We start from the raw sequence: 13317 nt of genomic DNA, 5'->3' as shown, positions 1-13317 counted from the left end.
TAGATTAGGAGTTTATTTTGAAAACACGGATTATTACTGCGGTAATAGCTTTACTTATTTTTATTCCAATCTTGATTGCAGGGGGTGTGTGGATTGATTTGGCCGCCTCTGTTTTGGCAGTGATTGGTTTATCAGAAGTATATATTATGCGCAAGCGAATTATTGTATCACCAGATTTCTTAATTGGGGCAATTGGTGTTTTATTACTGTCATTACCTGAAAGTGCATTAACTTGGTTACCAGCAGCCTTTTCACGATTTGATTTGGCGTACGTGTTTGTTGTTTTATTACTTTTACTGACAGTTTTTACTAAAAATAGCTACAACTTTGAAGATGCTGGAACGACTATTTTATCAATGTTTTACATTGGTAACGGCTTTCATTATTTAGCTGCTATTCGTAATTCGGATGTTGGCGGTTTGTCACTATTATTATTTGGAATGATTATTGTTTGGGTCACTGATAGTGGTGCCTATTTCATTGGTAAGGCCATTGGTAAACATAAATTGTATCCTGCCATTAGTCCTAATAAAACTTGGGAAGGTTCGCTCGGCGGTGTCTTATGTGCGGTTATTTTTTCCTTAATTTATATGTTAGGATTGAATCAGTGGAATTATATGGCACAGGTACCGCATAATATTTGGCTACTGATGTTAATTACAATTTTCTTATCGGTCGCTGGTCAAATTGGTGATTTGGTTGAATCAGCTTATAAACGTTATTATGGTGTCAAGGATTCGGGCAAAATTTTACCAGGTCATGGTGGCATTTTAGATCGATTTGATAGTATGTTATTTGTCTTACCATTAATCCATTCTTTAGGCTTTATGTAATCGGGAGGAAGTTATTTGGTTGCAATTTTAACTTTTATTATTGTTTTTGGACTGATTGTTTTCGTACACGAATTTGGACACTATTTTTTTGCTAAAAGATCCGGTATTTTGGTTCGACAATTTTCGATTGGCATGGGTCCTAAGTTAATTTCTTATACGCGTAATCACACACTTTATGTTATTCGATTATTGCCACTGGGGGGCTATGTAATGCTGGCCGGTGCAGAGGATGACGATGAACAATTAAAACCGGGTGTAATTGTTGGCTTGAAATTAAACGATCAAGGACAAGTTGTGGAGATTGATCATTCCCAAAATACTAATAATTCAACTTTGATTCCGTTTCAAATTGTTAAAAGTGATCTTGAAAAGGATTTATTTGTGGAAGGTTATGAAGCTGGTGATGATGAACATTTAAAACGGCTTGTAGTTAATCATGATGCGATTTTGATTGATCAAAGCAATAATCCCATGCAAATTGCTCCTTTGGATGTACAATTTAATTCTGCTAGCTTGTGGCATCGGTTTTTAACTAATTTTGCTGGTCCTTTTAATAATATTATCTTTGGCATGTTGATTTATATCTTAAGTGCTTTTTTATTGGGGGGAGCTCCCAGTAATTCAACTAAATTGGGAACTATTCAAGCCAATTCACCAGCAGCGCAAGTCCATTTAGAGGCTGATGATCAGATTTTAAAAGTTGGTTCCCAAAAGACAAATAATTGGAATCAATTGGTTCAAGCGATTAGTCAACGGCCAAAGAAGAAAACAAAATTAGTTGTCAAGACGGCCAACAATCAAGTTAAAAAAGTTGTTATTAAACCACGAGCTGTTAAAGAAGGTAAGCAAATTATTGGCCAGATTGGTATTATGCAAGCGCGTAATCATAGTTTTAGTGCGACTTTGAAATATGGCTGGCAATCGGCAATTGGCGCGGTGGCAACAATTGTTAATGCTTTAAAGACAATGGTAGCTGGTGGTTTCAACATTAACCAATTAGGTGGACCTGTGGCTATTTATTCGGAAACAAGTCAAGTAGCAGCCATGGGTTGGCAGCAAGTATTGTTGTTTATTGGCTGGTTATCCATTAATTTGGGAATTATGAATCTCTTACCAATACCAGCTTTAGACGGTGGCAAATTATTGTTGAATATTATTGAAGCAATTCGAAGAAAACCAGTGTCACAAAAAACTGAAGTGATTGTGAATTTAATTGGTGTTGGCTTATTGGTTATTTTAATGATAGCTGTAACTTGGAACGATATTACCAGATTTTTTGTGAAATAAATTTTTAAACTACGTGGAGTAAGGGGATAATTTTATATGAAGCAATCAAAAGTATTTATTCCAACTGTGAAAGAAACACCCAGTGATGCGGAGGCAGTCAGTCATCAATTGATGTTACGGGCAGGATTTGTCCGACAAGTTTCAGCAGGAGTTTACGCTTATTTGCCCTTAGCTTATCGCGTCCTACGCAATGTTGAGCAAATTGTGCGCGAAGAATTAGAGAAAATCAACAGTGTTGAGACCTTAATGCCAGCTATTTTACCAGTAGAATTATGGCAAGAAAGTGGTCGTTATGAGACTTATGGCGATAACCTTTTTAAATTAAAAGATCGTCATGAACGAGATTTTATTTTAGGACCAACGCATGAAGAAACCATGACCTATTTGATTAGGAATGTGTTGAATTCTTATAAAAAAATGCCACAAATTTTGTATCAAATTCAGACAAAATTTCGCGACGAAGATCGGCCACGTTACGGGTTGTTACGGGGACGAGAATTTATCATGATGGATGCGTACTCTTTTACAGCCAATACAGATGATTTAGATACTATATTTGATCAATTTGAACAAGCTTATCGAAAAATTTTTGAACGTAGCTCATTAAATTTTCGTGCTATTTTAGCTGATTCTGGTGACATGGGTGGTAGTGGTTCCAAAGAATTTCATGCAATTGCTCCAATTGGTGAGGATACAATTGTCTATTCTGATGCTAGTGATTATGCTGCTAACTTGGAAATGGCAACTAGTATTTTAAAAACCAATGTGCCAGCAGCTCCACAGCCATTGGCTACAATTCAAGTTAATCCTGATGTTAAATCGGTGACTGATTTGGCTAGTGACTTAAAAATTGAAGTTTCAAACATTATTAAATGTGTCGCTTACATGGCTGATGAGCAGCCAGTATTAGCTTTAATTCGGGGCGACTTTGATGTTAATGAAGTCAAACTGAAGAATCTTTTAGGCGTTAATGAATTATTACCAGCAACCGATGAACAGGTGCAACAAGTCTTTCAAAGTGTACCGGGTTTTATTGGACCTTTGAATTTAAAAGTTCCAGTACAATTGGTTGGTGATTTGTCTATTCAAGATTTGACTAATGCCGTAACTGGAGCTAACCAACAAGGATTACATTATCAAAATGTCAATCCTTTGCGTGATTATCAAGTTGAACAATATGCAGATATCAGAACGGTTAAAGAAGGTGAATTGTCACCTGATAATAAAGGTGTGCTTCACTTTACGCGCGGTATTGAGATTGGTCATATCTTTAAATTAGGTACCAAATATTCTGACAGTTTAAATGCTAATTTTTTGGATGAAAATGGTAAACAAAAGCCAGTAATCATGGGATGTTATGGTATTGGTATTAGTCGTTTATTATCGGCCATTGTAGAACAGCATCATGATGACAAAGGAATCATTTGGCCGTGGGCAATTGCTCCTTACCAAGTTCACGTTGTTGTGATGAATACGAAAAAGTCCGAGCAAACAGAATTAGCCGACAAAATTGAAGCTGATTTAACAGCTCAAGGTCTGAGTGTTTTGGTAGATGATCGTAAGGAACGTCCCGGTGTTAAATTTGCGGAAGCCGATTTGATTGGCTTACCAGTACGAATTACCGTTGGTAAAAAAGCTAGTGATCAAATCGTGGAAGTTAAATTACGACAACAAAGCGATTCGGTTGAAGTTGCTGTTAATGATGTTAGTGAGACCATAAAAATTTTATTACACAATAATTAAGATTAATTTGAGGTGATTTTATGTCTGATTCACGAGCAATGTTTAGAAATCTCTTGGATCAAATGCAGTTACCGGAAGAAATTCGGGAAGCGGCAATTTTTCAATCAGCTCAAATTCAGAAAGTAAAAGTCCATACTGAATCTCAGCGATGGACTTTTATTTTAGAATTTGAGCAAATTTTGCCAGTCAATATTTATCGTGTTTTTCAACAGCATTTACAAACGGCTTTTCAAGGTGTTAAAACGGTTGATTTTATCGTTAAAGCTCAAAATCAGCAATTTGATCAAACACTAATTAATAATTATTGGCCCTTAGTTTTAGAACAACAACAGATGAATGTGGCTATTACCCATGAATTACAACAGCAGTCGCCACCGGAATTGCAAGATCAACAGTTATTATTGACGGTTAATAATGATATTTTGGGTGATTATTTAACTAAGCAATATTTAAGCACGATTGAAAATACCTTTCAAAAATTAGGTTTTCCAAACATCCGAATTAAAGTTTTAGTTGATCAATCACAAACACAAGCCAGAATTGATCAGTTAGAACAACAACAGCAACAACGTCAACAACAAATTGCGGCCACTGTTAATCAAAAAAAAGCGCAAACGCCACACCTAGCTAATACGAGTGATGCTAGTTCAATTATTGGAAAAAAAATCGCTGATAATGTTGCAGTGATGGCAATGAAAGACATTGTCGAAGAACAACAATCAGTGGTGATCGAGGGCTATATCTTCAGTTCAGAAGTCAGAAAATTGCGCTCGGGACGTCAATTATTAATTTTGGAAGCCACTGACTATTCGTCTTCTTTTGTGATTAAGAAGTTTTCTAAAAATGGCGAAAGTGAAGCTGTCTTTGCACAATTTACTAAGGGTACTTGGATAAAGGCTCGTGGTTCAGTGCAAGAGGACAATTATTCGCGGGAATTGACGCTTAATGCCTATGATTTAAATGTCATTAAGAAAATTGGCCGTCAGGATAAGTCGGAAGATAAACGCATTGAATTACATGTTCATACTAATATGAGTCAAATGGATGCTGTAAGTTCGACGACTGATCTGGTTAAAAGGGCTGCTGATTGGGGGCAACCAGCAATTGCCATTACGGATCATTCTACAGCACAATCATTTCCTGATGCTTATAGTGCAGGACAAAAGTATGGCGTCAAAGTTATTTATGGTGTGGAAGCTAATTTAGTAGATGAGGGCGAGCCCATTGCTTATAATTTACGAGATGAAGTTTTGGCTAGTGGCGAATATATTGTTTTTGATGTTGAAACTACTGGTTTGTCAGCAGTTTATGATTCCATCATCGAATTAGCGGCTGTTAAAATGCAAGATGGTCAAATTGTGGCAGAATTTGATGAATTCATTGATCCAGGACACCCTTTGTCTCAAACGACAATTAACTTAACTTCCATTACCGATGAAATGGTTCATAATAGTAACACTGAGCAAGAAGTAATGGATAAGTTTAATGATTTCATGGGTGACGCCATTTTAGCGGGACATAATGTAACTTTTGATATTGGTTTTTTAAATGCTGCCAGACGACGTTGCGGTTATCAACCAGTTACAGTTCCAGTAGTTGATACTTTGGAAATGTCGCGGACTTTACATTCAGAATACCGCAATCATAAATTGGATAGTTTAGCTAAACGCTATGATATTAAATTGGAACATCATCATCGGGCCAATTCGGATGCTGCCACCACCGGTTATTTGATGTATGCATTATTTAAAGAAATGTTGGACCAGTTTGGGACAGAAAATGTCTTACAATTAAACGATCATTTAGGTGGTCAAGAAGCCTATAAACAAGCCCGACCATATCATGCAATTTTGTTAGCCAAAACACAGGCAGGTTTAAAAAATTTATTTAAAATTATTTCTATTTCTATGACGGAATATTATTTTCGGACACCGCGTGTTCCCCGAAGAATTTTGAATGAATATCGTGAAGGTATTTTAGTAGGTTCGGCCTGTAGTTCTGGTGAAGTTTTTACAGCGATGATGCAAAAAGGGTATGATGAAGCTTATCAAAAAGCACAATTTTATGACTATTTGGAAGTTATGCCCCATGATATTTATCAACCTTTATTAGATTCTGGTTTGATTAAAGATCAAACAGCACTAGAAGAGATATTAAGTAATATTGTTAAGTTAGGCACAGATTTAGATAAGCCAGTGGTTGCTAGTGGTGATGTTCATTATTTAGATCCAAAGGATGCCATCTACCGTGATATTATTGTCAAGGCTGTGAAAAGTAATCCTTTAGCACGACAAAAATTACCATTGTCTTATTTTAAAACCACTGATGAAATGCTGACTGATTTTCAATTTTTGGGTGAAAAAACAGCACATCAAGTGGTCATCGACAATCCGCAAATTGTTGCCGATTGGGTTGATGATGAAATTACGCCAGTTAAGGATAAATTGTATACTCCTAAAATGCCGGGTTCAGAACAAGAAATTCAAGATCTAACTTATAATAAAGCGCATGAATTATATGGTGATCCCTTACCCCAAATTGTTCAAGAGCGCTTAGATAAAGAATTAAAAAGTATTATCGGTAATGGTTTTTCCGTAATTTATTTAATTGCTCAACGTTTAGTTTACAAGAGTAATAAAGATGGTTATCTAGTTGGTTCACGGGGTTCGGTTGGTTCAAGTCTAGTTGCTACCATGACGGGAATTACTGAAGTTAATCCTTTGCCACCACATTATCGTTGTCCGCAATGCCAATATACAGAATTCTTTACCAAAGGTGAAGTGGGTTCCGGTTTTGATTTACCAGATAAAGTTTGCCCTAATTGTCAAAGTGAACTAGTTAAAGATGGCCACGATATTCCCTTTGAAACCTTTTTAGGCTTTAATGGTGATAAAGTTCCCGATATTGATTTGAATTTTTCCGGTGATTATCAACCGATTGCTCATAATTATACAAAGGTTTTATTTGGGGAAGATCATGTTTTTCGTGCAGGAACGATTGGTACGGTGGCTGATCGGACAGCTTATGGTTACGTTAGTAATTATGAGGAATTAACAGATCAAAAATTTCGCGGTGCCGAAAAGGATCGGTTAGCTGCTGGAGCAACAGGGGTTAAACGTACCACAGGTCAACATCCGGCGGGAATTATTGTTGTGCCCGATTATATGGATATTTATGATTTTACGCCTATTCAGTATCCAGCTGACGATCAGAGTGCCGCTTGGAAAACGACGCATTTTGATTTTCATTCGATTCATGATAATATTTTAAAATTAGATATTTTAGGCCATGATGATCCCACAATGATTCGGATGCTCCAAGACTTGTCGGGAATTGATCCAAAAACGATACCCACCGATGATCCAGGGGTAATGGCGTTATTTTCTGGAACTGAATCTTTAGGTGTTACCCCAGAGCAAATTGATTCGAAGATGGGAACGTTAGGGGTTCCCGAATTTGGAACTAAATTTGTGCGGGGGATGCTAGAAGAGACGCATCCGACCACTTTTTCAGAACTATTACAAATTTCAGGTTTATCCCACGGGACGGATGTTTGGTTAGGCAATGCTGAAGAATATATTCAGCAAGGAATTGTGACCTTAAAGGATGTTATCGGTTGTCGGGATAATATTATGATGGATTTAATTCACTGGGGCATGGAACCGGACATGTCATTTCAAATTATGGAACACGTCCGTAAGGGTAAAGGAATTCCGGATGAATGGCAGAAAGTGATGCGTGCTAATAAGAATGTTCCTGATTGGTACATTGAATCGTGTTTAAAAATTAAATATATGTTTCCTAAAGCACATGCGACTGCTTATATTATGATGGCATTAAGAATTGCCTACTTTAAAGTGCATATGCCCATTATTTATTACTGCGCTTTTCTATCAGTCAGAGCCGATGTTTTTGATTTAGTAGCGATGGCTAGTGGTAAACAAGCAGTTAAAGACGAAATGAAAACAATCAATGAACAAGGAAATGATGCGACTGCTAAAGATAAAAGCTTATTGACTGTTTTAGAAATTGTTAATGAGTGTTTGGAACGTGGAATTCAGATTAAGATGGTTGATTTAGATCAATCTGATGCAATGAATTTTAAAATTATTGACGACCATACTTTATTGGCTCCCTTTGTAGCAGTTCCTAGTTTAGGGTTAAATGTTGCCAAACAAATTGTAGCTGCACGTGAGGAACAACCATTCTTATCTAAGGAAGATTTATCGAAACGGGGCCATGTTTCTCAGTCAATTATTGATTATTTAACTCAAAATCATGTTTTGGATGGAATGCCCGATGAAAATCAACTATCATTATTTTGATAAGATTTTAGTTTGCCTGCTGATTTTGAGGGACACCTTAAACTTGAAAAAAGTAAGTGGTAGTTATATACTTGATATAAGTTGATTTCACATGACGAGTGAGCAGGAATGCTCACTCTTTTTATTGCAGGTTAATGAAACTAGCTTGAATGGCATTTAGGAAAGGGGTGTAGTTTTGAATTCTGTTATTGATCAAGTTAAACTTTTGGTGACGCCGATTTTAAATAAACATGACTTTTATCTAGTTGATTTAGAGTACGTCAAAGAAGCTGGTAGTTGGTATTTAAGATTGTATATTGATAAAGATGGCGGTATTGATATTGAAGAATGTGCTATGATTAACCAAGAATTAAGTGAACAATTAGATGCCCAAGATCCAGAATTGATCCCCAATGCTTACTTTTTGGAAGTATCTTCACCAGGAGCTGAGCGACCAATTAAAACCCAGCAAGATTTACAAAATGCTGTGGGTCAATATATTCATATTAGTTTATATCAAAAATTGAATGGTCAAAAGGTTTTTGAAGGTACCTTAAAAGGGGTTGACGATCAACAACTAATGTTAGAGGTTAAACTTAAGACACAACGACAAATACTGACTATTTCGCGACAAAAAATAGCAGCAATGCGCTTAGCCATTGAGTTTTAACTGTAAGGAGATCAAATTATGAGTAAAGAATTAGTAGGTGCATTAAATGCCCTAGAAGAAGAAAAGGGTATTTCGAAAGAATTAATTGTTGCTGCCATGGAAGAAGCTTTAAAGTCTGCTTACAAGAGAAATTACGGTCAAGCGCAAAATGTTGAAGTCATTTTTGATGATAAAAAAGGTGATTTTCACGTTTATACCGTTAAGGAAGTTGTGGAAGAAGTAGCTGATTCACGGTTAGAAATTAGTTTAGCAGATGCGCAAGAAGTTAATCGTGGCTACGAAATTGGTGATCATTTAAACGAAGAAGTAACGCCAAGCAATTTTGGACGAATTGCGGCACAAACGGCTAAACAAGTAGTGATGCAACGTGTTCGTGAAGCAGAGCGTGACAATATTTATAATGAATATAGCCAGTATCAGGATGAGATTATTCAAGGGGTTATTCAACGACGAGATAATCGATTTGTTTATGTCAATTTTGGTCGGGTTGAAGCAGTCATGGAACGCAAAGATCAGATTCCGAATGAATCTTATCAACCTCAAGATCGAATTAAGGTATATGTTTCTAAAGTTGAAAACACGACAAAGGGACCACAAATTTTTGTTTCTCGTTCTAATCCCGGCATTGTCAAACGTTTGTTTGAACAAGAAGTTCCAGAAATATATGATGGAACGGTCGAAATTGTTTCAGTTGCTCGTGAAGCAGGCGATCGGACCAAGATTGCTGTTCGCTCTATTGATGATAATATTGATCCAGTGGGAACCACAGTTGGTCCTCGTGGACAACGAGTGCAGGCAATAGTGGATGAACTCAATGGTGAAAATATTGATGTAGTAAAATGGGAACCAAATCCTTCAGATTTTATTGCTAATGCACTAAATCCTGCTGAGGTAATTGCTGTGCAGTTTGATGATGAAACTAATCCTAAGTCTTGCATTGTAATTGTTCCCGATTATCATTTATCCTTAGCTATCGGTAAGCGTGGGCAAAATGCACGTTTAGCTGCTCGATTAACTGGTTTTAAAATCGATATTAAGCCGGAATCAGAAGTGGAATTTGTTGATGAAACTGGTGAAGAAGTTGACGAGGAAAACCTTGATTAAAAATAGATAAAGGTGGTGGTTGTTTGAAAACTAGAAAAGTTCCAATGCGAAAAGATGTTTTAACTAATGAGATGGCGCCCAAACGCTTGCTAGTAAGGATTGTTCGTAATAAGCAGGGTGAAGTTAGTGTTGACGAAACTGGTAAAAAACCTGGTCGCGGTGCTTACGTCGGGTTAGATCCAATTGCTGTTAAGCAGGCGCAAAAGGAACATAAATTGGATAAGATTTTACAAACAGATTTATCTGCTGACTTTTATGAAGAATTATATGAGTATGTTGATCATCAAAAGGCACGTTTAGATTTGTTTGGTGAATTAGGTAAAAAACATTGAACAAGCAACAGAAAATTCTAAACCTTTTAGGATTAGCCAAACGAGCACGACGCATTATCAGTGGTCAAGAATTAGTTTTAATAGCAGTCAAAAAACAACAAGCTTATTTTGTTTTTTTAGCCAATGATACTGGCGCAGTTGCTCAAAAATCATTTCAAACAACCCTTAAACGTCAAGCCATCAATTTTGATCAAACTTTTAGTTCCGAACAATTAAGTCAAGCTATTGGTCAAGCGACCAAGTCAATTGCTATTACCGATCAAGGCTTTGCTAAACGATTTCAAGAGTTAACGAAAAATAATTAAGGAGCGTGAATTTATGGGAAAGAAACGAGTTTATGAACTAGCAAAAGAGCTCCATGTTCCAAGTAAAGATTTGGTGGATTTAGCCCGCAAGCATCATATGGAAATCTCATCCCACATGGCTGTGTTGGATGACAAACAGTTAAATGATCTATCTAAGATTGTACGTGCGGCTAATAATTCGCACCAAAATAAGACCAATACCACAGCAGGTAAAAATGCTGCTGATGCTAAAAGTAAAGGAAAAACAAAAATCAAAGTCACAGCTATTCGGCATTCGCCCAAACCCAATGATAATAAGAAAAATCATCCACATTCCAATAATAATCGCTCTAATTCTAGTAATAATGTAAACAATAATCACCCACATTCAGTTGGTGAACGCAATAATAATCGTAATTCCAATCAGAATCGTAATGCAAACCAAAATCGCAACAATAATTCTCGGAATAATCAGCGAAATAACCGGAATCGGAATACGACGAATGATCATCGTTCTTCCATGATGAATCGTGCTAGTGCTGGACGTAAGCATTTAGCTCAGTATCGGCAAAACGCTCAGGCCTCAGTTGCGTCTATTGAACAAGAACGCGATCATCTACGCCGTCAAAATGAGCAAAGAGCTAAACGTAATAATGAACGAAAGCAACATTCGCAACAGCGTCCGCAGCACACCAATAGTTCTAACGGACGTAAAACTAATCAAAATTCTAATCGTAGTACTAATACTACTAATCAGCGTTCAAATGTTAAACCAACTGTAGCAAAAACTAATAGTACTAATAGTACCGTTACTACTGCTAATACTGCGGCAAAACCAGCAACTGACAATAAACGTCAACATGAGTTTACTAATAATCGCCGAAAGAATGAACATATTGATTATCGTAATCGTCCGAAGCATAAAAATAAGCGTAAGTTACGTAAACAGCAAGCTAGTCAACCTAAAAAGCCAATGCCACAACGTAAAGAACGACCATTACCAGAAATTTTGGAATATTCGGTTGGGATGAACGCACAAGATTTAGGCAAGATTTTGCATCGTGAGCCAGCAGAAATTGTGAAGAAGTTATTTATGTTAGGTGTTATGGTTAATCAAAATCAATCTTTGGATAAAGATACGATTGAAATTTTAGCAGCTGATTATAATATTGAAGCGCAAGAAAAAATTGAAGAAGATATTACTGATTTAGATACCTTCTTTGAAGATGAAGTTAAAAATACTGATAATTTAACTAATCGTCCGCCAGTGGTGACAATTATGGGTCACGTTGATCATGGTAAGACCACATTATTAGATCATTTACGTCATAGCCATGTAACAGCGGGTGAAGCAGGTGGTATTACGCAACATATTGGGGCTTATCAGGTCCAATTAGATGGCCGTTTAATTACCTTCTTGGATACTCCTGGACATGCTGCTTTTTCTAATATGCGTGCTCGGGGTGCAGATATTACTGATATTGTAGTTTTAGTAGTCGCAGCGGATGATGGTGTTATGCCACAAACCATTGAAGCGATTAATCATGCTAAAGCCGCTAACGATCCGATTATTGTTGCGATTAATAAGATTGATAAACCAGATGCTAATCCCCAGCATGTTACCGAAGAATTAATGAATTATGGTTTAATTCCGGAGGATTACGGTGGCGATACAATTTTTGCCAATATCTCTGCTAAACAAGGTACTGGGATTGATGATTTGTTACAGATGATTTTATTAGAAGCTGACGTTTTGGAATTAAAAGCTAATCCTGAACAAAAGGCAGTTGGAACTGTAATTGAAGCACGTTTGGATAAGGGACGTGGTCCAGTAGCGAGTTTGTTAGTTCAACAAGGGACCTTGCACAAAGGCGATCCAATTGTTGTTGGGAATACTTTTGGTCGTGTACGGGTCATGACAGATGATCGGGGTCGCCAAATTGATGAAGCCTTACCTTCACAACCAGTGATGATTACTGGTTTAAATGAAGTTCCTCAATCTGCTGATAAGTTTGTAGTTTTTGCAGATGAAAAGACGGCGCGTGCGGCTGGTGAAGAACGGGCTAAGCGGGCACAAATTGAAGAACGTAAACGGACGAACGCCGTTACCCTAGATAATTTGTTTGATACTATGAAACAAAATGACATGAAAAAGGTTGATGTCGTAATCAAGGGTGATGTTCAAGGTTCAGTTGAAGCTTTACGCAATAGCTTAGAAAAAATTGAAGTTGAAGGTGTCCGGGTTAATATTATTCACGCTGCTGTTGGCGCAATTAATGAAAGTGATGTTACTTTAGCCTCGGCAAGTAATGCAATTATTATTGGTTTTAATGTCCGTCCAACGGTTCAAGCTAAATCACAAGCTGATAGCGAAAATGTTGATATTCGTTTGCATAATGTGATCTACAATGCAATTGATGAAATTGAATCTGCTATGAAGGGAATGTTAGAACCAGTTTACGAAGAAAAAGTAACTGGTAACTTAACCGTTCGTGAGACTTATAAAGTTTCAAAATTGGGAACCATTGCAGGCTGTATAGTTGATACAGGTTTGATTCAAAAAGACAGTGGTGTTCGTTTGATCCGAAACGGTATTGTTATTTATGAAGGCAAATTGGCATCTTTGAAACGTTTCAAAGATGATGCTAAAGAAGTTAAGCAAGGCTTTGAATGTGGTTTAATGATTGAAGGCTATAACGATATTAAAGTTGACGATCAAATCGAAGCTTATATTATGCAAGAAGTGCCTGTTAAATAGGA

Annotated in this window: 8 protein-coding genes and 1 pseudogene; all 9 read left to right on the top strand. The window is 36.9% G+C overall.

Annotation, left to right across the window (positions count from 1 at the left end; all coding sequences use genetic code 11):
• The first annotated feature begins 17 nt into the window (after positions 1–17).
• The 9 genes and pseudogenes from AC3B7A_RS00945 to infB all read left to right on the top strand — a co-directional run bounded on the left by AC3B7A_RS00945 (position 18) and on the right by infB (position 13315).
• Positions 18–833 carry a phosphatidate cytidylyltransferase gene (locus AC3B7A_RS00945; RefSeq protein ID WP_489755893.1) on the top strand — a complete coding sequence of 272 codons (816 nt, stop codon included), beginning with the start codon at positions 18–20 and terminating at the stop codon, positions 831–833.
• Between the two features lie 15 nt (positions 834–848).
• Positions 849–2120 (top strand): RIP metalloprotease RseP, encoded by a 1272-nt coding sequence (gene rseP / locus AC3B7A_RS00940; RefSeq protein WP_489755892.1) that lies wholly within the window; start codon positions 849–851, stop codon positions 2118–2120.
• A 36-nt stretch (positions 2121–2156) separates the two neighbouring features.
• Complete coding sequence (locus tag AC3B7A_RS00935) at positions 2157–3863, top strand: proline--tRNA ligase (protein WP_489755891.1); 1707 nt, start codon at positions 2157–2159, stop codon at positions 3861–3863.
• A 20-nt stretch (positions 3864–3883) separates the two neighbouring features.
• Positions 3884–8188 (top strand): PolC-type DNA polymerase III, encoded by a 4305-nt coding sequence (locus AC3B7A_RS00930; RefSeq protein ID WP_489755890.1) that lies wholly within the window; start codon positions 3884–3886, stop codon positions 8186–8188.
• Positions 8189–8363: 175 nt separating this feature from the next.
• The gene (rimP, locus tag AC3B7A_RS00925) at positions 8364–8837 is read left to right on the top strand and encodes a ribosome maturation factor RimP (RefSeq protein WP_489755889.1); all 474 of its coding nucleotides are present in this window, start codon (positions 8364–8366) and stop codon (positions 8835–8837) included.
• 18 nt (positions 8838–8855) lie between these two features.
• Positions 8856–9905, top strand: a pseudogene (gene nusA / locus AC3B7A_RS00920) (transcription termination factor NusA); the annotation flags it as partial.
• Positions 9906–9964: 59 nt separating this feature from the next.
• Positions 9965–10273: an RNase P modulator RnpM gene (gene rnpM / locus AC3B7A_RS00915; protein WP_489755888.1), complete on the top strand. Its 309-nt coding sequence runs from the start codon at positions 9965–9967 to the stop codon at positions 10271–10273.
• Positions 10270–10578 carry a L7Ae/L30e/S12e/Gadd45 family ribosomal protein gene (locus tag AC3B7A_RS00910; RefSeq protein ID WP_489755887.1) on the top strand — a complete coding sequence of 103 codons (309 nt, stop codon included), beginning with the start codon at positions 10270–10272 and terminating at the stop codon, positions 10576–10578. The genes rnpM and AC3B7A_RS00910 overlap by 4 nt, the downstream gene beginning before the upstream one ends.
• A 13-nt stretch (positions 10579–10591) precedes the next feature.
• Complete coding sequence (gene infB / locus AC3B7A_RS00905) at positions 10592–13315, top strand: translation initiation factor IF-2 (RefSeq protein WP_489755886.1); 2724 nt, start codon at positions 10592–10594, stop codon at positions 13313–13315.
• Positions 13316–13317: the final 2 nt, after the last annotated feature.

The sequence above is a fragment of the Bombilactobacillus sp. ESL1202 genome (assembly GCF_058107125.1).
This window is presented reverse-complemented; position numbering and strand designations above follow the sequence as displayed.

What these genes read in the sequence shown, in the direction of transcription:
- AC3B7A_RS00935 (WP_489755891.1), top strand. Translation starts at nt 2,157, where the DNA reads ATGAAGCAATCAAAAGTATTTATTCCAACTGTGAAAGAAACACCCAGT.
- AC3B7A_RS00930 (WP_489755890.1), top strand. Translation starts at nt 3,884, where the DNA reads ATGTCTGATTCACGAGCAATGTTTAGAAATCTCTTGGATCAAATGCAG.
- infB (WP_489755886.1), top strand. Translation starts at nt 10,592, where the DNA reads ATGGGAAAGAAACGAGTTTATGAACTAGCAAAAGAGCTCCATGTTCCA.